This is a genomic window from Micrococcus sp. KT16 (assembly GCF_003315015.1).
GTDB lineage: Bacteria > Actinomycetota > Actinomycetes > Actinomycetales > Micrococcaceae > Micrococcus > Micrococcus luteus.
On record NZ_QNRG01000004.1, the window covers coordinates 204,408 to 225,236 of the forward strand.

The following is a 20,829-nucleotide window of genomic DNA, read 5'->3' on the forward strand; positions in this document are numbered from 1 at the left end:
GATCGTGGGTGTGATGGGGGCGGCACGCGGCAGCCGGCCCGGCGTAGCCTGGCGGCATGAGACCTCAGCAGACCCGTATGTCCCCGCTCGGCCGACGCCGGCCGATCAGCCCGCTCGGCCCCGCGCTGCTCGCCGCGGCGGCCGGCGTCGTGCTGACGGGAGTGCGCCGCATCAAGGCCCGCTCCGCCCGGCGTCGCGCGACCGGACGCCCGCGCCGGTGACCCGCCCCGAGCCCTGCCCCTGCGGGTCCGGAGCCGGGCTCGCGGCGTGCTGCGGTCGCCTGCACGCGCGTTTCGCCCGGGACGGCGCCCTGACCGCGCCCACCGCCGAGGCGCTCATGCGCTCCCGGTACACGGCGTTCGCGCGGCTGGGCGAGGCCGGGCCGGCAGAGGCGCGGGCGATGGCCGACTATCTCGCCGCGACCTGGGTTCCCGAGCACCGGCCCACCGCGGCCGAGCTGCTGCCGACCGAGGGGGAACAGGCGCCGCGGTTCACCCGCCTGGCGGTGCTGGACGTGCGGGACGGCGGGCCGTTCCAGGACGCCGGGACCGTGGAGTTCGTGGCCGTCGGCACGGGGGCCGAGGGGCGGTTCCGACTCCATGAGGTCAGCCGGTTCCGCCGTGAGGACGGGATCTGGCGCTACGTGGACGGCGACGTGCGCTGAGGCCGGAGCGGCGCGTCGGACGGCGGCCGGCGGTGCCGCGTCAGAAGGCGGAGAAGATCCCGGCGCCCACGCTGAGGACCAGGCCCAGGATGGCGATCCACGCCACCAGGGTGACGATCGGGCGGGGGCGACGCGGGGCGTCGTCGTGCCAGTCCACGCCCTCCAGCTCCGGAGGGGTGCGCAGCTCTCGATCCATGGCCCCAGCCTCTCATGCCCCACGCCGCCCCGGGCCCAACGCGGGTTGACTTGTCACGGGTGCTGGGCGCCTGGACCCGCGACAACTCAACCCGCGTTGCCGTCCGGGGTGAACAGGTCCTCGATCCGCCGCCCGAACACGGCCGCGAGGCGGAAGGCGAGCGGGAGCGAGGGGTCGTAGCGGCCCTTCTCGAGGGAGATGACGGTCTGCCGGGAGACGCCGAGCTCGTCGGCGAGCCGCTGCTGCGACCAGCCGAGGCGGGCACGCTCGTCGGGGATGGTGTTCTCCACGGCTCAGCCCCGGCGCTTCTGGAGCGCGTAGCGGACGGCCACCGAGGCGCCCGCGAAGAGGAGCAGCCCGGCGCCCACGAGGGGGAGGCTGGGCTGCCACCCCGCCAGGGCGACGACGAACGTGCCCAGGCCCAGCACCACGAGCAGGTCGCCGAACGCGCCGGACTGCGCCTTCTCGAGCCACCGGCCTTCGATGGTCTCCTCGGTGTCCCGGACGGCGCCGCGCAGGGTGGTGCGGTCCACGAGGAACAGCCAGGCGAGGGCTGCGCCGACCGGGAGCGCCGACGCCGCCATGACCGCGCCCGTGACCGCCGGGAAGCGGGGACCGGCGTCGCCCTGGCTCGAGGCCAGACCGTAGGACGCGGCCCCGATCAGCAGGGCGATGACGACGCCGGCCACGAGGCTGACGAGGATCAGTCGCCCGGACCCGCCGCCCAGACGGGCGGAGCGGCCCCAGCGGGGGCGGCGGTCGCGGGCGAGGTCGGTGGTGGTGTGCGGCGTGGTGGCCATGGCGGTCCCTCCGGGGCGGGGCCGGGGTTTGTCCCCGTCGTGTGAAGCAAGCTTGACAGTAAAGAGAGTTTGACGTCAAGTCTGCTTGACGGTGGCCCGACAGGGCGGCGGCGGAGCTGGGCCTCGCCATGGACGCCTCCACCGCCGCCCACGATGCTGGCCGCATGGCCTTCGAGGTGCACCCGCTCACCGCCGACCGCTTCGACGACTTCGCGCACGTCGTCAACCCGAACCGCCGCGCCACGCACTGCTGGTGCCTGTCCCCCCGGCTCTCAGCGCCGCAGAGGCACGCGCCCGGCGACCCCCGCGAGGACACCATGCGGGCGCTCGCTGCGGGGGAGCCTGCGCCCGGCGTCGTCGGTACTCGGACGGCGAGCCCGTCGCGTGGTGCAGCATCAGCCCGCGCAGCGCGATCCCGCGGCTCGTGATGCGACACATCCGCGGGTGACCCGGCCCTCCGCCGTCCGTCCGCCCGTCCGGCCAACGCGGGTTGACTTGTCGCGGGTCTGGGCGGTGAATACCCGTGACAAGTCAACCCGCCTTGCCCGGGGTGCCGCGCCCTTGGCTCGCGTGGAGTCGTCCCCGCCCGCCCCGGCCCGTTCCTGAGGAGCCGCCATGTCCCTCCGTCTCTCTCACACCACGTGGGACGCGCTGGACCCCCACGCCATCGCCGAGTTCTGGCGCGCGCTGCTCGGCTGGGAGGTCGACGAGCCTCACCTCTACCGCCCGGGGTCGGACGAGTGCTCACTCGTCGGCCCTGACGGGCAGGTCGTCCTCTTCTTCCGCGTCCCGGACGCCAAGCGCGTGAAGAACCGCGCCCACATGGACCTGCGCGCGGCCGCCGGCTCGACGCGCGACGCCGAGATCGAGCGGGCGCTCGCCCTCGGCGCCGCGATGGTCGACGACCGCCGCGTCGACCTCGGCTGGGCCGTCCTCGCCGACCCCGAGGGCAACGAGTTCTGCATCCTCGACGGCTGAGCCGACCCCACGACGGCCCGGCGTCTCCGCGGGGGAGTCGCCGGGCCGTCGGGGCGGACCGGGTACCGGGTGCCCGGGCCGTCCGCGGCGGCGGTGGTGTGGCGGGAGTGGTTCGTGGTCATGGGGCCCTCCTGTGGTCGATGCCCTGGGCCGGTGGCCCGGCCCGCCTCGGAGGCTCTGTGGGGGCCGTCCGACCGGACGTTGTGAAGCAAGCTTGACAGTCAAGTGACCTTGTCGTCAAGGGAGCTTGACGCCGGGGCCCGCGCGAACTCCTCCCACGTCGTGGGCGGGGTCAGCCCGAGCCAGGCAGGCTCGAGACGGAACCCGAGGGCCGCGTTCATCCGCAGGGACGCCGCGTTGGACTCGGCGCCGCCGGTTCCCCACTCGCGCCCACCGCGGGCATGGGTCGCCAGGACAGTCGCCGCCTTGACGGCCTTCGCCACGCCACGGTTCTCGTGCTCGGACGCGACCGCGGTGCGGTCGACCTCCCACCGGTCAGGGGAGCGGAACGTCAGGGTGAATCCGATGAGCACGCCTCCCTGGAAGGCCCCCACGGCGAGCCCCTCTGGGGTGGACAGTCGGGCCTCGAGGTCGTCCGGCAGCGGCTCGTGACGGGAGCCGTCGGTGTGCGGGAATCGGGGAGCCGCTTCCTCGTCGAGGGCGCGCAGGGCAGGCAGGTCGACGGCGGTCAGTCTCCGGACCTCGATTCCCCGCGCTTCGGCCACCGCGACGTGGCCACGGTAGGGCGCCAGGTCGGCGTCGTCGTCGAGGTGGAGGCGCGCGCCCCAGGAGCGGGAGCGCACGCTCCACCCGGCGTCGAGCAGCGCGGCGGCCTCGGCCGAGTCTTCGCGGTGCACGCGGGCGTCCGCCCGTGGGTCGGTCACGGGGGTGAGCATTGAGCACGGGATGTGCCCGGAGACGGCCTCGTCCGGATAGATGTGCGGGAACTCGGCCGAGTGGGGATCGGAGGGGTCTCCCGGCTCGCGCCGCACCCGCAGGCCGGCCCCCGCCAGTTCGTCCTCGTCCAGGCCGACGACGAACGCGTCGGGCCGGTCTGGGTAGATCGCCGCGCCGACCATTCCCACCTGGGCGGCGTCGTCGGAGGCGTGGAGGAAGCCGACGTCGTCGATCGAGGCGCCGCGCGTCGACGCCGTGTAGCGGCCGGTGCGACGCGCGGCGGCCCAGTCCTCCGGGAGGGTGATGTGCAGGATCATGGCGCGAGGCTATCGGCCTCGGCGTCGACGCCACCCCTCCGGCTGCCCATCGCGGGTTGAGTTATCGGGGGTGCGCGGCGGCGGCACCCGCGACAACTCAACCAGCGTTGCAGGGCCGCCCCGGGGCGTGACGACGGCCCGGCGTCTCCGCGGGGGAGTCGCCGGGCCGTCGGGGGCGAGCCGGGTGCCGGGGTGCCCGGGCCGTCAGTCCTCCAGGAAGGCCTCGACGTCCGGGGTCACCGCGCGGGAGTCGATCAGCTGACGCTCAATCGCGTCGTGGGTGATCCGGTTGGCCTCGCGCACGGCGTCGGTGCGCATCGAGATCTTGATGTCGCCCTTGTGCGTCGGGGTCCCGGCCACCTGGACCGGCTGGGTCTCGAGCGGCAGCGGGACGGCGTCGCACAGCGACTTCTCGGCCGGCTGGGCGCCGGTCAGGAAGTAGTCACGGATGGGCGCGTCCACGCACTCGGTGCGGTACGGGAACAGGCCGTGGGTGCCCTCGTTGTCCACGGAGATCAGGGACGTGTTGCGCAGCACGCCGGCGGCGCGGTGGCCGCCCTCGTACGGGGTCGCCGCGTCCAGCTCGGACTGCACGATCACGGTGTTCGGGGCGCCCTTGCCACCGGGCTGGGCGGGCATGGAGGTCTGGGCGGGCCAGTACATGCACTCCGACGGGCCCATCAGCACACCGATCCACGGGGCCTTGCGGCCGAGGTCGTCCACCCACGAGGTCCAGTATCCCTGCGAGGTGTTCCACTGGCCGTCCTGGCAGCGGATCGCCGAGAACGCGCCCTCGAAGGTGACGGCGTCACCGGCCTGGGTGGCGGCGACGAGCTGCTCGCGCTCGCCCACGGTCTCCAGGCCGCGGGCGGCGAAGCGGTCGAAGGAGTCGCGCTCCTCGGCCGGCAGCGACGCACGGGCCTCGGCCAGGATGCGCTCGATCTGGGTGCGCTGCCCCGCGGGGTCCGTGGCCGCGGCCTCGGACTCCATGATGCGGATGTAGGCGGCGATGACGGACCCGGCGTCGAGGTACTGGGACGTGTCGTACAGGGCCGGCAGCAGGAACGAGCCGGCGACGATCATGCCGAGCTGGGTGCGGGTGCCGCCCACGTCCTCCCAGCGCTCCCGGATCTGCATCGGGTCGTCCCCGAGGTCGAAGATCTCGTCGTGCCGGGCCACGTAGGGGAGCATCGCGTCCTGGAACTGGCGGTCGCGGGAGCGCGGCTGCAGGTCCCAGGTGGTCTGGAGCCCGTCGCGGGAGATGTCGACGGCGGAGTCCAGCAGGAACCGGTGCGCGTGCTGGGGGAAGACGCGCTGGTACCAGCTGCCCAGCCACGTGCCGTACGAGTAGCCGATGTAGGAGGTCTTCTCCTCGCCCAGGACGGCGCGGATGAAGTCCATGTCGTACACGGTCTGCTCCGTGGTGATGTACGGGGTGAGCTCGTTCTCCAGGCACGCGTCGACCTGGGCCTTCGTGTCCTGCCACACGTCGTGCTCGGGGTTCGGCGTGTAGGTGCACTCCAGGGCGGTGGACTGGCCCACGCCGCGGGGGTCGAAGCCGATGAAGTCGTACTGCTCGGCGAGCTCCGGGGCGCGCTCGGCCATGGCGGGCCCCCAGGGCAGGCCGGAGCCGCCCGGGCCGCCGGGGTTGACCAGCGCGATGCCCTGGCGCTCCGGGTTGCCCTTCGAGGTCTCGGTCTTGGCCACGCGCAGGGTGATGGTGTGGCCGTCCTCGGGGTTCTTCCAGTCGCGGGGCACCGTGACGTCGGCGCACGCGGTGCCGGGGATCGCGCTGAACCGGGCGTTGAGGCTCTCGCTGCCGAAGTCGCAGGCCTCCCAGTCCAGCGTCTGGCCCACGAGGTGCGGCGCGAGCGCGGCGGCGTCGTTGACCTTGTTGCCCCGCGTGGCGGAGAGGTCGTTGGAGCGGGCCTGACCCTGCGATGCGGACCCGTTGCCGTTGCCGTTGCCGTTGCCGTTGCCGGGCGCGGAGAGCGCGGGGGCGGCGGCCGTGACGGCGAGCGAGACGGCCGCGACGGCGGCGGCGAGCGTGGTGCGGCGGCGAGCTGGAACGGTTCTGGTCACGTCAGGTCCTCGAGTCGTTCGGTGCGGAGAGGGCCGGGGCGGTCACCGGATGACGCGAGTGATGCGCCTCACAGCCTGTAGAGCGGCCATCCTAATCATGGACGTGCGCTGGAAGTCCACTCGGCGTCCGGCCCGGTCCCGGGGGCCGCCCCCGCGGCTGCGTTCAGCACCGCCAGCAGCCGCGCCCGCAGCGCCTGGCCCCGTTCGGCGAACTCGCGCTGGCGCCGCGCGTACTCGGCACGCCCGGCCGGCTCCTCGATCCGCACGGCCGCGTAGCCGCCGCGCCCGTCGGAGAGGTCGTCCACCCCGGTCAGGTCGTACGGCGAGGCCTCCATGTCCAGCCTGCGGATGTCCCACGCGAGGTCGAAGCAGTCCGCGAGCAGGTCCGAGTCGACCACCGGCACCAGCTTGTACGCCCACTTGTACAGGTCCATCCCCGCGTGCAGGCAGCCGGGCTGCTCCATCTCCCGCATCCCGGCGCGCGTGGGCAGGACGCCGTCGTCGCCCTCGTTGCGGTCGCGGGCCTCGGGCGCGAAGAACCGGAACGCGTCGAAGTGCGTGCACCGGATCCGCGAGCCCTCCACCACCGCGTCCGTCCCCTCGGCCCCGAGCCGCAGCGGCAGCTGGGAGTGCCGCACCCCGTGCACGTCCGAGCGGTACGCCATCGCCCACTCGTGCAGCCCGAAGCAGCCCAGGCGCGGCGCCCGCTCCGCCGTGCGCGCGAGCAGGTCCCGCGTGAACGCCACCCCCGACGCGCGGTCGGCCAGCACCGCCGCCACGTCCACCAGCCAGCCGCCCACCGCGCGGCCGTCGACGACGGCGCCCGCCACCTCACCGGCCTCGACGCGCCGGTAGTGCTTCCACTCGCCCCGTGGGGTCGCGCCCAGCTCGGCCGCCTCGGCGCGGGCCGCGGCGCCGTCGTCGTCCGCGAGGAGGACCCCCGGCCCGGGGTGCTAGCGCTGCAGCGCGGCGGGGGAGTGCGTGTAGTAGCCGAAGAGGAAGTCCTGCACCGGGTGCTTCTCGCCCCGCATCCGCAGGGCCACCAGCGGGTCCGTGCGTCGGGCGATGCGCTCGCGGTGCGCCCGCGCGTGGGCCCGCCACACGTCGGCGGGCAGGGCGACGACGGCGGTCGGCGGGGGCGCGGGGGCGGTGCGTGGCTCGGGCATGGCCCCACCATCCTCCCCCGTGGTGCCCCTCATGAGCGAGCGGGCCCGGGGCGCCGACGCGGGGAGCGCGCTCCGGCGGCCGTTATTCGACGGCCCTGGACGTTGCCTGGCAAAGATCTGGTCAAACGCCCTACCGGACGGTAGATTGCACGTGTCTTGCTGTGGCGCCCATCACATGCGGCGCCGCTCTCCCCGTCCCCCGGCGCCATCCCCGCCGTCGTGCCACGGGCGAGAGCTGGGCGGACCTTGATGAGAAAGGCGGAGGCAATGCCTCAGAACCCCACCCCTGCCCGGCGCCGTCGGGCCCTGGCCGCGGCCGTCGCCGGCGCGAGCCTCGTGGCCGCTCCCGCGCTCGCGGTGTCGGCCACCGCCGTCGAACTGCCCGACGGCAGCACCGTCTCCAGCCCGCAGGGCGAGGTGCAGGTCCAGCAGCAGTTCGAGGACGCCCGCTACTTCGTGGTCCTGAAGGACCAGCCGTCGGTGACCGCCCCCGAGGCCGGCGCCGTTCCGGGCGCCGCCCCGAAGGCGAAGTTCGACCCCTCGCACCCACGCGTGAAGAACTACGAGGCCAAGCTCCAGCGCCAGCAGGCGAAGGTCGCGAAGGCCCACGGCGCCAAGGCCGAGATATCCTTCCAGCGCGCCGTGAACGCGTTCGTCGCCGAGCTGACCGCCGAGGAGGCCCAGGCGATCGCGAAGGACCCGGCCGTGCTCGGCGTCGCACCGGACGAGCAGGTGGCCCCGGACTACAGCTCCACCGAATTCCTCGGCCTGCCCGGCAAGAAGGGCACCTGGAAGTCCGTGTACGGCAAGGCCGAGAACGCGGGCAAGGGCGTGGTGGTCGGCGTCATCGACTCCGGCATCCACCCGGACAACCCGTTCATCGACGGTCAGCCCGTCCAGCCGCTCAAGGGCAAGGCCAAGGTCGGCGTGCCGTATCGCACCGCGGACGGCCAGATCGCCGTGCTCAAGGCGGACGGCACCACCGCCACGGCCGACTGCGAGACCGGCCCGGACTTCCCGGCGTCGTCGTGCGACTCCAAGCTGATCGGCGCCTACGCCTTCTCCGACGACTTCGAGCGCTTCGTCCCGGTGGACGAGCGGGCCCCGGAGGAGCGCATCTCCCCGCTGGGCGTGTTCTCCCACGGCACCCACGTGGCCACCACCATCCTCGGCAACACCGGGGTGGAGCAGACCATCGACGGCGACTCCTTCGGCGAGGGCGCGGGCGTGGCCCCGGCCGCCCACCTGATCTCCTACAAGATCTGCTGGGAGGACACCGATCCGGACACCGGCGGCTGCTACACCTCCGCCTCCGTGGCCGCCGTCGAGCAGGCCATCGAGAACAACGTGGACGTGCTGAACTACTCGATCTCCGGCTCCAACACCTCGATCGTGGACCCGGTGGCCATGGCCTTCAAGTCCGCCGCCGAGGCCGGCATCTTCGTGGCCGCCTCCGGCGGCAACTCCGGCCCCGGCCCGAACACCGTGAACCACGGCTCCCCGTGGCTGACCACCGTGGCCGCGGAGACGTTCTCCAACGAGCTCACCGCCACCGTGCAGTTCTCCGACGGCACGCAGCTCCGCGGCGCCTCCTCGGCCCGCACCGGCGTGGGCCCGGCCGAGGTCATCCACGCGTCCGAGGTCGCCGCCGGCGACGCCGAGGCCGCGCGTCTCTGCCTGCCCGGCGGGCTCACCGAGGAGGCCGCCGGCAAGATCGTGCTCTGCGAGCGCGGCGTGAACGCCCGCACCGAGAAGTCGCAGGTGGTGGAGGAGGCCGGCGGCGTCGGCATGATCCTCGTGAACACCCCGTCCGGCTCGCTCGACGCGGACATCCACGCGGTGCCGACCGTGCACATGAACGACAACGGCGTGATCGAGAAGGTGAAGTCCTCCGACCTCACCGCCACGATCGTCCCGGGCGACACCACCGGCCTGCCGGAGGACCCGCTGCCCCAGATCGCCGGCTTCTCCTCCCGCGGCCCGGCCAACGCCGTGAACCAGGAGCTCCTGAAGCCCGACCTCGCCGCCCCCGGTGTGAACGTGATCGCCGGCGTCTCCCCGCTGGACCCCGACTACCACGGCAACACGTTCGGCCTGATGTCCGGCACGTCCATGGCCTCGCCGAACCTGGCCGGCATGGCCACGCTGCTGATCGGCAAGTACCCGGCCTGGTCCCCGATGGCCGTGAAGTCCGCCCTCATGACCACCGCCGGCGACGTGTACAACGCCGACGGCACCGTGAACACGGACAACTTCGCCACGGGCGCCGGCTCCGCCGATCCGGCCGCCGCCGCCCGCCCGGGCCTGGTCTACGAGTCCGGCAAGGAGCAGTGGGACGCGCTGCTGCGCGGCGACATCGCCGGCCGTGACGTGAACGTCCCGTCCCTGGCGATCCCCGACGTCGTCGGCTCGGCCACCGTGACCCGCACCGTGACTGCCCGGGAGAACGGCCGCTGGCAGTTCTCCGCGAACGTGCCCGGCTTCGAGGTGACCGCCTCCCCGGCCGTGCTGGACCTGAAGGCCGGCCAGTCCGCCGACGTCGAGCTGACCGTCACCCGCACCGACGCCGCGGTGAACACCTGGACCCACGGCTCCATGTCCTGGACCACCGCCAAGGGCAAGCCCGTCCCGGAGGTGACCTCCCCGGTCACCGTGAAGGCGAAGTCCGCGACCGTCACCTCCGCCGTCGAGGGCTCCGGCGCCACCGGCTCCGCCGACGTGGAGATCACCCCCGGCGTGACCGGTGAGCTGACCCCGCAGGTCCTGGGCCTGGGCAAGGTGGACTCCACCGTGGCCGCCGCCACCGCGAGCAACTCGCTCGTGTCCAGCGCACTGGCCGTGTCCACGGTGACCGTGGAGGAGGGCACCCAGTCCCTGGTGGCCTCGATCAACGCGGGGGCTGCCGGCGCCGACTGGGACCTGTACGTGATCACCCCCGAGGGCAAGCAGCTCTCCCGGGCGACTGCGGACGAGTCCGAGACGCTGACGATCGCGAACCCCACCCCGGGCGCCTACACCGTGGTCGGCCACCTGTACGCGGCCAACGGCGGCAAGGACACCGGCACCCTCGAGACGCTCAAGCTGCGCGAGGACGCGGGCAACCTGACCGTCTCCCCGAACCCGGTCCCCGTGACCTCGGGCAAGGCCACCGAGGCGACCCTCTCCTGGTCCGGCCTGACCTCGGGCACCTGGAAGGGCCTCGTCACCTGGGACGCGGGCATCACGACCGACGTGACCGTCCAGGTCCCGTGACCGCCGACCCCCTCCGTCCTCGCTGACGGAACGGGAGGGACCCCGCACGACGCCGGCCCCGCACCTTCACGCTGAAGGTGCGGGGCCGGCGTCGTGGTGGGTGGGGGAGGGGCGGGTGCGGCGTCAGCGGCCGGTGCCGCCGTAGACCGTGGCCTCCTCCTCGGCGTCGAGGCCGAAGGCGGCGTGCACGGCGCGGACGGCGTCGTCGAGCTTGCTCTCGGCGGTGACCACGGAGATGCGGATCTCCGAGGTGGAGATGAGGTCCACGTTCACGCCGGCGTCGGCGAGGGCCTTGAAGAAGGTGGCGGAGACGCCCGGGTTGGAGCGCATGCCCGCGCCGATCAGCGAGAGCTTGCCGATCTCCGGGTCCGAGACGATGTCCTGGAAGCCGATCCGGTCCTGGGCGGCGCGCAGGGCGGCCATGGCGTCCTTGCCCTCCACGATCGGCAGGGTGAAGGAGATGTCCGTGCGACCCGAGCCCTCGCGGGAGATGTTCTGCACGATCATGTCGATGTTCACGTTGGACACGGCGATCACGCGGAAGATCTCGGCGGCCTTGCCGGGCACGTCGGGGACGCCGACGATCGTGACCTTGCCCTCGGAGCGGTCGTGGGCGACGCCGGAGACGATGGGCTGTTCCATGGGAGCGCCTTCCTGAAGGGTGATGGTGTCGTTCGGGTCGGGCATGATCCAGGTGCCCTCATGGTCGGAGAAGGAGGAGCGCACGTGCAGCGGCACGCCGAAGCGGCGCGCGTACTCCACGGAGCGCAGGTGCAGCACCTTGGATCCGGAGGCCGCCATCTCGAGGGTCTCCTCGGAGGAGAGCTCGGTGAGCTTGCGGGCGGTCGGTACGACGCGCGGGTCCGCCGAGTAGACGCCGTCCACGTCCGTGTAGATCTCGCACACGTCCGCGCCGAGCGCGGCGGCGAGGGCGACGGCCGTGGTGTCCGAGCCGCCGCGGCCCATGGTGGTGATGTCCTTGGACTCGGGGCTCATGCCCTGGAACCCGGCCACGATGGCCACGCGGCCGGCGTCGAGGGCCTCCTGCACGCGGTGGGGGTTGACCTTGACGATCCGGGCCCGGCCGTACGAGGTGTCCGTCAGCATGCCGGCCTGGGAGCCGGTGTAGGAGCGGGCCTCGACGCCCTCGGCGTGGATGGCCATCGCCAGCAGGGACATGGAGATGCGCTCGCCGGCCGAGAGCAGGATGTCCATCTCGCGTGCGGGCGCGTCCTGCGTGAGCTCGGCGGCGAGGTCGAGCAGCTCGTCCGTGGTGTCGCCCATGGCCGAGACCACGACGCACACGCGGTTCCCGGCCCGGACCGTGTCCGCGACGCGGCGGGCCACGCGCTGGATGCCGGCGGCGTCGGCCACGGAGGAGCCGCCGAACTTCTGGACGATGAGACTCATGGGTCGCTCCGGACGGGATCGAGGGTCGGTTCGGGCCAAGTCTAGGGGCGCGCACCCGCGCGAGTCCGCCAGGTGAACCCCTGTTCCGGATGCTGGACCCGGCGCCCGTGGTCGGTCAGGACGACGGCGTCCGCGGCCCCGCCTGCGACCCCGGTCGGGCTCGGATCGGCGCCGGGATCATCCCCCGGGTGGATCCGCGTCCGGGCACGGTCCGGCAAGGATGGGGCCATGACCGCTCCAGCACCCCCGCCCGCCTCACCCGTCCTGGGGGTGGCCGCCCACGACGGGATCGTGGCCCACGGCCTCGCCCGCTCGTTCGGCGCCGTCCATGCGGTGCGGGACGTCTCCCTCACCGTGCCCGCCGGCTCCGTGACGGCCCTCGTCGGCCCGAACGGCTCGGGCAAGACCACGCTCCTGCTGATCCTGGCCACCCTGCTGCGCCCGGACGCCGGCGCCGTGTCCGTGGCCGGGGTGGACGCGGTACGCGAGCCCGTCGAGGCCCGGCGGCGGCTCGGCTGGATGCCCGACACCCTGGGCGTGTGGGAGGAGCTGACCTGCCACGACATCCTCGCCAGCCTGGGCCGGCTCTACGGCATGGGGAAGGCGGAGGCGTCGGCACGCGCGGACGAGCAGCTAGCGTGGGTCGAGCTCACGGAGTTCGCCCACCGGCCCGCCCGCGTGCTCTCCCGCGGCCAGCAGCAGCGCCTGTCCCTGGCTCGGGCCACCGTGCACCGGCCCTCCGTCCTGCTCCTGGACGAACCCGCCAACGGCCTCGACCCGGCCGCCCGCATCCGGCTGCGGGACGACCTGCGCGCCATGGCCGCAGCCGGCACCGCTGTGCTCGTCTCCTCCCACGTGCTCGCCGAGCTCGAGGAGATGTCCGATCGCGCCGTGTTCCTCCGTGAGGGCGCCACGGTGGCCACCCAGGAGTTCCGCGCCTCCGACGACTTCGCCCGCCCCTACCGGATCGCCGGACCCGACCCGACGGGCCGGGAGGACCTCGTCCGCGCCCTCGAGACCCGCGGCCTGACCGTCACCGCGGCCACGGGCGCCGGCGCGGGCCAGCGCCGGGACGGGGTCGTGGTGCAGCTGCGGGGGGAGGCCGCCGCGGCCGCTCTGCTCGCGGACCTCGTGCGCGAGGGTGTGCTCGTCAGCCACTTCGCGCCGGAGGGCTCCCGCCTCGAGAACGCCTACCTGGGCCTCCATCTGGAGGGCCCCCGCACCGAAGGAGACCGGCCGTGAGCACCGCCGTCGCGACCTCGATCCACGACCGCCGCCCGCCTCAGCCGCAGCCGGGGGGACGCCTCGGCGCGGCCCAGGCCGTGGCCACCGTGGTGGGGATGGAACTGCGTCAGCGGCTGCGCTCGCGCGGCTGGTACGTGCTGTTGGGCGTCTTCTTCGTGGTGGTGGGGGCGGTGACCCTCGGCGCCCTCGGGCTGCGAAGCCTGGGCGTGGCGGAGATGGAGGCGTCCGGCCTGGAGCCGGAGCTGGCGGAGCAGCAGATGCGCGCCCTGGGGCGGACGCTCTTCGACGGCGTCCTGCTCTTCGTCCTCACCCTCTCGCTGCTGGTCTCACCTGCCCTGGCGGCCAACGCGATCTCGGGCGACCGTGCCGGCGGCACCCTGGCCATCACCCAGGTCACCCTGCTGCGGACCGGGCACCTGATGGCGGGCAAGTGGCTGGCCGCGTGGATCGCCTCCGCCGCGTTCCTCGCGGCCGCGCTGCCGTGGCTGGCGGTCGCGGCCGTGGTGGGGCGCGTGTCCCCGTGGGCCGTGCTGGTGGGGCTCGTGATGATCCTCGTGGAGTTCGGCATGATCGCGGGGATCGGCGTGGCCGTCTCGGCGATCGCCGGGCGCACGCTGTTCGCCGTCGTGGTGACGTACCTGATCGTGGCGGCGCTGACGATCGGCACCCTGGTGGCCTTCGGGCTGTCCCTGCAGTTCCTGCAGACCGAGGTGCGGGCCAACGACGCCGAGTACGGCTCCATGACGGCGGAGCCGTTCACCGAGGCGGAGCTCGAGAAGATGACCCCGGAGGAGGCGGAGCAGGCCTGGGCCGAGTGGGAGGCGGCGCACCCGGAGCTGTTCGACGGGATCGCCGACCGGTGCGTCGGCCCGGTGACCGCCCGGACGATCCCCGACCCGCGGCGCAGCGGATGGCTGCTCGCGGCGAACCCCTACGCCGTCCTCGCGGATGCCTCCCCCTGGGAGGCAGGGCTCCTCGCGGACGGGACCCGGGTGGATCCCGGGCCGCTCAACCTGCTGTCCGTGGGGCTGCGCTGGACCCAGCGTGACCCCGTCCGGGACGTCGAGTGCCTCGACGGCGAGCTGCGCGGTCTCGACCAGAGCGGCGTGCCGGACCGGCAGGGCACCTGGCCGGTGTGGCCGCTCGGTCTGGCGATGCAGGGTGTGCTGGTGGCCGGGCTGGCCTGGTGGGGCCACCGCCGCCTGGACACCCCGGCCGGGCGGCTGCCCGCCGGCACGCGCGTGGCCTGAGCCGGGCCGGCGCCGGGCGGGACCTGCTCGACGCCGGCCGGTGTCAGCCGCTGATCAGGCGGCGGCCCTCGAAGGCACGGCCGAGGGTGACCTCGTCCGCGTACTCGAGGTCTCCGCCGACGGGCAGACCGGAGGCCAGGCGCGTGACGCGGATGCCCGTGGCGCCGAGGAGCCGGCCGAGGTAGGTGGCCGTGGCCTCGCCCTCGAGGTTGGGATCCGTGGCGAGGATGACCTCCTGCACGGCCTCGTCCTGCAGCCGGGTGAGCAGCTCGCGGACGTGGAGCTGCTCGGGGCCGATGCCGGCGATCGGATTGATGGCCCCGCCGAGCACGTGGTAGCGGCCCTGGAAGGCGCGGGTGCGCTCCATGGCCATGACGTCCTGCGACTCCTCGACCACGCAGATCTGGGAGCGGTCCCGGCGTTCATCCCGGCAGAGCGAGCACACCTCGTCCTCGGAGACGTTGAAGCAGACCGAGCACAGCCGCACCCTGTCCTTGACCGTGCGGATGGCGTCCGCGAGCCGCAGCATGTCCTCCCGGTCCGCCTCCAGCATGTGGAAGGCGATGCGCTGGGCGGACTTCGGCCCGATGCCCGGCAGGCGGCCGAGCTCGTCGATCAGGTCCTGCACCGCGCCCTGGTACATCCGTCTCCCTCGTCCGATGGTGCGTCTCGTGGGGCGTGCGCCCCGACGCGGCGCCGTGGTCCGGCGCCGCGTCCATCATGCCCGCGGCCCCGGACGGCGTACGGGCGCGTTCGCCTCAGGCGTCGTTGGGGCGTTCCTCGAGCAGACGGCCGCCGAGCACCCGTTCGACGACGGCCCGGCCCACGAGGCCCGAGTCCTCGAGCGGGACGTCGTCGTCGCTGGCGACCTCGTCCTCCCATCCCACACCGGACGTCGCCGGGGCGGCGGGGCCGGTGTCGGCGGGCCGGGCCGGGCCGCGACCCTGGGCGGCCTCACGGGCGGCGCGGATGGCCGCGGCCCGCGCGTCCAACGACGGCGGCGCCGAGGCTCCCCCGGCGGGCTCGACGTCGGCGGGGCGCGCCCCGAGCGAGGCCGCGCTCGGCCGGCCCCCGGCGGGGGAGCCCGGCGAGGCGTCCGGGCCGGAGCCATCGGGAGCGCCGGGGCCGCCGCCCGTCCCGCTGCCGCCGCTCGAGCCCGCGTTCACCGGAGGCTCGAGGGGCCCACCGGCCCGCAGCCGCTCCATGAGCCGCGGGTACATGCTCGCCGGATGGCCCGAACCCGGGAAGTCCGAACCGGTCGGGCCGGCAGCCGCGCGCGGCGCGGCGTCTGCGTCGTCGGCGGGCACGCCCGGGTCAGGGGTCGCGTCGGCCGTGGGCGAGCCCGTGGGGCGCCGCTCCTCGTCCGAGGACGGGCCGGCGCCCGAGGCGGCCGGGTGGAGATCGCGTCGCTCCGTGGCCGCTGCGTCGTCGTCCGGGGCGGGCGACGGCGTGGCAGGCCGGGCGGAGTCACCGTCCGCGGCCGCGCCCGCGCCGTCGTCGAAGCCGGCGGGACGGGTCGCGCCGAAGCGCTTCGCGAACTCGGCGCGCAGCTCCGCCTCCGGACGGGCGAACACGGGGATCGAGTGCTCCTCCTCGCGGACCAGCGGCCCCGGGTCGTAGGCCCGACGGACCTCCTCGGCGCTCGGCTCGCTCTCGCCGGGGGTCGGGGCGTCGGGCTGGACCGGGGAGTCCTGGCCGGCGTCCGGCGCGGCGCCGCCGGGGGCCGGTGCGGCCTGCGGCGGCGCGCCCCAGTCCTCGACCGACGGCACGGGGCCGTCCCAGCCGGCGGCGCCGACGGGCCGCTCCTCGGCGTCCCGGGCCGGCGGGGTCCAGCCCTCGGGGCCGTCCGAGTCGTCCTGCTCCGCGTCCGGGTCGAACGCGGGCAGCGAGTCCCACGGGTCCTCCTCGGGCGGGGGAGCGTCGTCCCAGGCGGGCGGCTCCTCGTCCGGGCCGCCCCAGCCGTCCGCCGGCGGGGCGGGGGCGGGCGTCGTCGACGACGTCGGCGCCGGCCCCCAGGAGGTGGCGGGAGCCGCGGGCGTCCAGGCGGGGGACGGCTCCGGCGTCTGACGCTGCTGCGTGGCCCGGGGCGGAGCGGCCGGCGGCGCCGGATCGTCCTCCGCGGTGGAGGGTGCGGCGGAGCGCGGCGGGGTGGGGCGGGAGGACTCCGGCTCGCGTGGGGCCTGCCCCGGTGCCGGAGCGGGCCGGTTCGGCTGCGCCGTCGGTCGGTCGGGCCGGCCCTGCTGCGGGGCCGGACGCTCAGGCCGGTCCGTCCGCGCCGGGCCGGCCGGGCGAGCGCCGGACTGTGCGCGGGCGTCCCCGGTCGGCGCGTCCCCACCGAGGATCAGATCGAGCCGCGGGCGGATGCCGAGCACCTGGTGGACGGCCTCGCCGAGCACGCGGTCACCGCCCCGGCCGAGCAGCGACTGGCGGGGCCCGTCCTGCTGGAAGCCGATCGTCAGCAACGAGCCGTCGTAGCCCGCGACGCTCGCGTTGTCCTTCACCAGCATCCACACCAGGCGTGAGGCGTCCTCGAGGGCCGTGAGGATGTCCGGCCAGGCCCGGCGGATCATCTCCACCTGGCTCGCCGCCGGGGCGGGCGTGGGGCTCGACGGCGCGGCCGTCTCCTCCGGCCCGTGGGCGGGGGCCGGCGCGGCACCGGTGCGCTCCTGGGCCTGGGACCGGCCCTCGGGCTCGGGCCGGCCCTCAGGCTCGGCGCGGCTCCCGGCCTCCGGGCGGCGCGTGTCCCCGGAACGGGCCCCGACCTCAGCCGGTTCGGGCCGCTTGGGCTGCGGCGGCTGCTGCGGACGCTCGGACCCCGTGGCCCCGGCGGCGGCGTCCCCCTCCGGCGCCTCTGCCGCGGACTGCGGGGCAGGCGGCGTCCAGCGCTCCGGCGGGGCGGTGGACGCGGTCGGCGCGGGCTCCTCCGGCCGCCGCATGGCGGCCCGGGCGAGCGCGGCACCGGTCAGAGTGCCGGAGCCCTCCGCGTTCTCGGCCGATCCGCCGCCGTCCGCGGCGGGCGTGCCGGACCGGGCCGGCGTCGTCGTGCCCTCCGGGGCGCCGTCCTCGACGGGCGCGGCGCCACCGAGCTCCAGGCGCCGTTCGAGGGCCTCGAGGCGGGCGGCCAGGCCGCGGTGCGTCTCGTCCGAGGCAGGCAGCAGCAGGCGCGCCATGAGCAGCTCGAGGTGCAGGCGGGGACTGGTGGCCCCCACCATGTCCGTCAGCGCGAGGTTGGTGACGTCCGCGAGGCGGGAGAGCTCCGCGCGGGAGAGCTGCGCGGCCTGCGCCGACAGACGCCGCACCTGGTCCTCCGGCATGCCGTGCAGGATCGCCCCGGCCTCCTCCGGCAGGGCACGGGCGATCACGAGGTCGCGGAAGCGGTCCAGCAGGTCCTCGACGAAGCGGCGCGGGTCCTGGCCGGACTGCACCACGCGGTCCACCACGCGGAACACGGTGGGGGTGTCGTCCGCGGCGACGGCGTCGATCACGTCGTCCAGCAGGGCTTCCGGGGTGAAGCCGAGCAGGCTCACCGCGAGCTCGTAGGAGACCTGGCCCTCCTGGGCACCCGCGATCAGCTGGTCCAGCACGGAGAGCGTGTCACGCACCGAGCCCGTGCCGGCGCGCACCACGAGCGGCAGCACGCCCTTCTCCACGGACACGCCCTCCTCCGCGCACAGCTGCTCGAGGTAGGCGATGAGCGGCTCCGGCGGCACGAGCCGGAACGGGTAGTGGTGGGTGCGGGAGCGGATGGTCCCGATGACCTTCTCCGGCTCCGTGGTGGCGAAGATGAACTTCAGGTGCTCCGGCGGCTCCTCCACGATCTTGAGCAGCGCGTTGAAGCCCGCCGCGGTGACCATGTGCGCCTCGTCGATGATGAGGATCTTGTAGCGGTCCCGGACCGGGGCGAACGTGGCCCGCTCGCGCAGGCCGCGGGCGTCCTCCACACCGCCGTGCGAGGCCGCGTCGATCTCCAGCACGTCCAGCGAGCCCGGCCCGCCGGTGGCCAGGTCCCGGCACGAGTCGCACTCGCCGCACGGCGTGGGCGTGGGGCCTTGGGCGCAGTTCAGGCAGCGCGCGAGGATGCGGGCGGACGTGGTCTTGCCGCAGCCGCGCGGGCCGGAGAAGAGGTAGGCGTGGTTCACGCGGTCCTTCGCCAGTGCGGTGCGCAGCGGGACCGTGACATGGTCCTGCCCGATCACGTCCTCGAAACGGTCCGGGCGGTAGCGGCGGTACAGGGCGGTGCTCACCCTCGAAAGCCTATCCGGCGGGCGGACGGGCTAAGGGAGCCGGGGAATGCGCCCACCCACCGGCCCGTTCCCTGGCCCATGACCACCACGCACATGCACACCGACGCCGAGGACACGATCCACCCCACGCAGCCGGCCCCGGACGCGGGACCGCTGAGTCAGGCCGAGATCGACCGCCTCTTCGCGGACCGCCACACGACGCAGCTCTTCTCGGACGAGCCCGTCGACCTCGCGCTGATCGAGCGGGCCTACGCGGACCTCCGCTGGGCGCCGACCGCCATGAACAACCAGCCGCTGCGGCTCGACGTCGTGGACAGCCCCGAGGCCCGCGCCCGCCTGGCTCCGCTGATGATCGAGTTCAACCGGGAGAAGACGGAGCGCGCCCCGCTCACGCTGATCGCCTCCTACGACCTCGACTGGCACCGCCACATGGGCCACCTCGCCCCGTTCCGGGAGGGCTTCGAGGAGGATGCCGAGGGCAAGCCGGGCATGCGCGAGGGGATGGGCCGCACGAACGCGCTCATCCAGGTGGGCTACCTGCTCGTGGCCCTGCGCGCCCACGGGCTCGAGGTCGGCCCCATGGCCGGGTTCGACGCCGCCGCCGTGGACGCCGAGTTCCATGCGGACCGTGCCTGGAAGTCCCTCCTGGTGATCAACGTGGGCCACGCCGCCGCAGACGACGAGAAGGCGCAGCAGCCCCGCCAGGGCCGCCTCGACTTCGACCAGGCCGCCCAGGTCCTCTGACCGGGGCCGGGCCTGCGGCGGACCAGGGCGCCGGCCCGTTCAGAGCCCGGTGAACACCCACGGATCACGCGGCAGGGCGGCCGGGTCGAACGCGGGCACGGCGGCCGCCAGCGGTCCCGCGGGCAGGCCGAGGGACTCCAGCAGCCGGTTCCGCACCCGCTCGGGGGTCCACGCCGGGTCCTGCGCGGAGAGGTCCTCGAGGGTCACGGCGCCGTCCCGCTTGGCCAGCCGCCGCCCCTCCGCATTCAGCACGAGCGGCACGTGCAGGTGCTCCACCGCAGGCGTCGGCTCCCCGCGCGCTGCGCACAGCGCCTCGGCCAGCCAGCGCTGGCGCGGGGCCGAGTCGAGCAGGTCGTCGCCGCGGACCACCTGGTCCACGCCCTGCGCCAGGTCGTCCACGACGACGGCCAGGTTGTACGCGTACGCCCCGTCGTTTCGGCGCAGCACCAGGTCGTCGACCAGGCCCGTGACCTCGCCGTGCAGCACGTCCACGGCGGTGGCGCGCGGGATCTCGCCCGCAGGCAGGCCCGCGACCTTCGCCGCGTCGATCCGCAGGGCGGCGGGACGCACCCGCCGTCGCTCGGCCCGCTCGGCCTCCGTCAGGCCGCGGCAGGTGCCCGGATAGAAGCCGGGCGGACGCAGCGGCACGGCGCCGCCGGAGGCGGGGGCGCCGTCGTCGGGCCTCGGGTGCGGGGCCGACGTCGCCTCGGCGATGTCCTTGCGCGAGCAGAAGCACTCGTAGACCGCGTCCGCGCCGTGCGCGGCCCGCAGGGCGGCCACGGCGGCGTCGTACAGGGCGGTGCGCTCGGACTGGCGCACCGGCTCGGCGTCCCAATCCAGCCCGACGGCGGCCAGGTCCGCCCGCTGCCCGGCCTCGGCCCCGGAGCGCACGCGGTCCAGGTCCTCGACCCGCAGCAGGAAGGCACGGTCCGTGGCGCGCGCCGCGAGCCACGCGACGAGCGCGGTGCGCAGGTTGCCCAGGTGCAGGCTTCCCGTGGGGGAGGGGGCGTAGCGTCCGGCGGGCATGGGATCTCCTGGGGGAAAGTGAAGACCCCTCACGCACCTGCCAGAGCCCACCTACCCTTGCTACCTTCCGGTCCTGGGGGAGTTCAGCGAGATGACACCACGTGAGGGGCCGTCGAAGAGTCTAGCAGGGTGGCGGCGGGCGCGGCGATTCGGGCCGCGGGGAGGCTCGGGCCGAGCTCGCGCCTCCCGCGGAGGATTGGCGCGGCCCAGGACGATCTGGTTATGATGGAACCTGCCCTCGCGCGGTCCGCCGCATGGGGGCGCACCAAGGAGGATTCGCCTAGCGGCCTATGGCGCACGCCTGGAACGCGTGTTGGGTTAACAGCCCTCGGGGGTTCAAATCCCCCATCCTCCGCGGGCAAGCCCCGGGACCCCAGTGGTTCCGGGGCTTTTCGCGTGTCCGGGACCGCTGTCGACCGGGGAGGGGGCGCTCGGACTCCTCATCTGCCGCGCTGGATGCGAGACGCGGGTCACATTTGCGCGTATCCTTCTCCCCAGCCGTCCGGGACCGCCGGCGGCCGCCGCTCGGAGCTCGCACCGCACCGGCCATCCCCACCC

The 20,829-nt window shown here is 74.5% G+C and carries 17 protein-coding genes, 1 tRNA gene, 1 other RNA gene and 1 pseudogene; 9 read left to right on the forward strand and 11 right to left on the reverse strand.

Features of this window, described 5'->3' with window-relative positions; genetic code table 11:
- Positions 1–56 precede the first annotated feature (56 nt).
- Positions 57–221 carry a hypothetical protein gene (locus DE149_RS11615; protein ID WP_158530781.1) on the forward strand — a complete coding sequence of 55 codons (165 nt, stop codon included), beginning with the start codon at positions 57–59 and terminating at the stop codon, positions 219–221.
- On the forward strand, positions 218–664 hold the full coding sequence (locus DE149_RS05695; RefSeq protein WP_069941506.1) for a YchJ family protein: 447 nt from the start codon (positions 218–220) through the stop codon (positions 662–664). The genes DE149_RS11615 and DE149_RS05695 overlap by 4 nt, the downstream gene beginning before the upstream one ends.
- 40 nt (positions 665–704) lie before the next feature.
- On the opposite strand, the gene DE149_RS11685 is transcribed toward DE149_RS05695, so the two are convergent.
- From DE149_RS11685 to DE149_RS05705, 3 genes are all read right to left on the reverse strand, one after another.
- Complete coding sequence (locus tag DE149_RS11685) at positions 705–860, reverse strand: hypothetical protein (protein ID WP_010079551.1); 156 nt, start codon at positions 858–860, stop codon at positions 705–707.
- Between the two features lie 86 nt (positions 861–946).
- Positions 947–1,150, reverse strand: a complete 204-nt coding sequence (locus DE149_RS05700; protein WP_002856639.1) for a helix-turn-helix transcriptional regulator — start codon at positions 1,148–1,150, stop codon at positions 947–949.
- Between the two features lie 3 nt (positions 1,151–1,153).
- Complete coding sequence (locus DE149_RS05705; RefSeq protein ID WP_020621444.1) at positions 1,154–1,660, reverse strand: hypothetical protein; 507 nt, start codon at positions 1,658–1,660, stop codon at positions 1,154–1,156.
- A 128-nt stretch (positions 1,661–1,788) separates the two neighbouring features.
- On the opposite strand from DE149_RS05705, the gene DE149_RS05710 reads away from it, so the two are divergent.
- Complete coding sequence (locus tag DE149_RS05710) at positions 1,789–2,088, forward strand: hypothetical protein (RefSeq protein WP_051049981.1); 300 nt, start codon at positions 1,789–1,791, stop codon at positions 2,086–2,088.
- Between the two features lie 187 nt (positions 2,089–2,275).
- The gene (locus tag DE149_RS05715; protein WP_020621445.1) at positions 2,276–2,638 is read left to right on the forward strand and encodes a VOC family protein; all 363 of its coding nucleotides are present in this window, start codon (positions 2,276–2,278) and stop codon (positions 2,636–2,638) included.
- 221 nt (positions 2,639–2,859) lie between these two features.
- Here DE149_RS05715 and DE149_RS05720 read toward each other — a convergent pair whose 3' ends face one another.
- From DE149_RS05720 to DE149_RS05730, 3 genes and pseudogenes are all read right to left on the reverse strand, one after another.
- The gene (locus DE149_RS05720; RefSeq protein ID WP_069941505.1) at positions 2,860–3,852 is read right to left on the reverse strand and encodes a GNAT family N-acetyltransferase; all 993 of its coding nucleotides are present in this window, start codon (positions 3,850–3,852) and stop codon (positions 2,860–2,862) included.
- A gap of 204 nt (positions 3,853–4,056) precedes the next feature.
- Positions 4,057–5,934, reverse strand: a complete 1,878-nt coding sequence (locus DE149_RS05725; RefSeq protein ID WP_113914124.1) for an alpha/beta hydrolase — start codon at positions 5,932–5,934, stop codon at positions 4,057–4,059.
- A gap of 95 nt (positions 5,935–6,029) precedes the next feature.
- Positions 6,030–7,100: pseudogene (locus DE149_RS05730) on the reverse strand (3-methyladenine DNA glycosylase).
- Positions 7,101–7,367: 267 nt separating this feature from the next.
- On the opposite strand from DE149_RS05730, the gene DE149_RS05735 reads away from it, so the two are divergent.
- A complete protein-coding gene (locus tag DE149_RS05735; RefSeq protein WP_113914125.1) occupies positions 7,368–10,352 on the forward strand; it encodes a S8 family serine peptidase in 2,985 nt (994 codons plus the stop codon).
- Positions 10,353–10,475: 123 nt separating this feature from the next.
- On the opposite strand, the gene DE149_RS05740 is transcribed toward DE149_RS05735, so the two are convergent.
- Entirely contained in the window at positions 10,476–11,762 is a 1,287-nt protein-coding gene (locus DE149_RS05740) for an aspartate kinase (protein WP_036384130.1), read from the reverse strand.
- Positions 11,763–11,990: 228 nt separating this feature from the next.
- Here DE149_RS05740 and DE149_RS05745 point away from each other — a divergent pair, with 228 nt between their 5' ends.
- Positions 11,991–13,004, forward strand: coding sequence for an ABC transporter ATP-binding protein (locus DE149_RS05745; RefSeq protein WP_113914126.1), 1,014 nt, complete (start codon positions 11,991–11,993; stop codon positions 13,002–13,004).
- On the forward strand, positions 13,001–14,257 hold the full coding sequence (locus DE149_RS05750; RefSeq protein WP_113914127.1) for an ABC transporter permease: 1,257 nt from the start codon (positions 13,001–13,003) through the stop codon (positions 14,255–14,257). Before DE149_RS05745 ends, DE149_RS05750 begins: the two co-directional genes overlap by 4 nt.
- 43 nt (positions 14,258–14,300) lie before the next feature.
- Here the strand turns inward: DE149_RS05750 and recR are convergent, their stop codons facing one another.
- Both recR and DE149_RS05760 read right to left on the reverse strand, forming a co-directional pair.
- Positions 14,301–14,900 carry a recombination mediator RecR gene (recR, locus tag DE149_RS05755; RefSeq protein WP_002856659.1) on the reverse strand — a complete coding sequence of 200 codons (600 nt, stop codon included), beginning with the start codon at positions 14,898–14,900 and terminating at the stop codon, positions 14,301–14,303.
- A gap of 115 nt (positions 14,901–15,015) precedes the next feature.
- Positions 15,016–18,501, reverse strand: a complete 3,486-nt coding sequence (locus DE149_RS05760; RefSeq protein ID WP_113914128.1) for a DNA polymerase III subunit gamma and tau — start codon at positions 18,499–18,501, stop codon at positions 15,016–15,018.
- Positions 18,502–18,579: 78 nt separating this feature from the next.
- Here DE149_RS05760 and DE149_RS05765 point away from each other — a divergent pair, with 78 nt between their 5' ends.
- Positions 18,580–19,245, forward strand: a complete 666-nt coding sequence (locus DE149_RS05765) for a malonic semialdehyde reductase (RefSeq protein WP_049146682.1) — start codon at positions 18,580–18,582, stop codon at positions 19,243–19,245.
- Between the two features lie 39 nt (positions 19,246–19,284).
- On the opposite strand, the gene gluQRS is transcribed toward DE149_RS05765, so the two are convergent.
- Together gluQRS and ffs are read right to left on the reverse strand one after the other, a co-directional pair.
- Positions 19,285–20,271, reverse strand: coding sequence for a tRNA glutamyl-Q(34) synthetase GluQRS (gene gluQRS, locus DE149_RS05770; RefSeq protein WP_113914129.1), 987 nt, complete (start codon positions 20,269–20,271; stop codon positions 19,285–19,287).
- 17 nt (positions 20,272–20,288) lie between these two features.
- Positions 20,289–20,385: signal recognition particle sRNA small type (ffs, locus tag DE149_RS05775), an RNA gene on the reverse strand.
- 155 nt (positions 20,386–20,540) lie between these two features.
- On the opposite strand from ffs, the gene DE149_RS05780 reads away from it, so the two are divergent.
- Positions 20,541–20,626, forward strand: a tRNA-Ser gene (locus DE149_RS05780).
- The last annotated feature ends 203 nt before the right edge of the window (positions 20,627–20,829 follow it).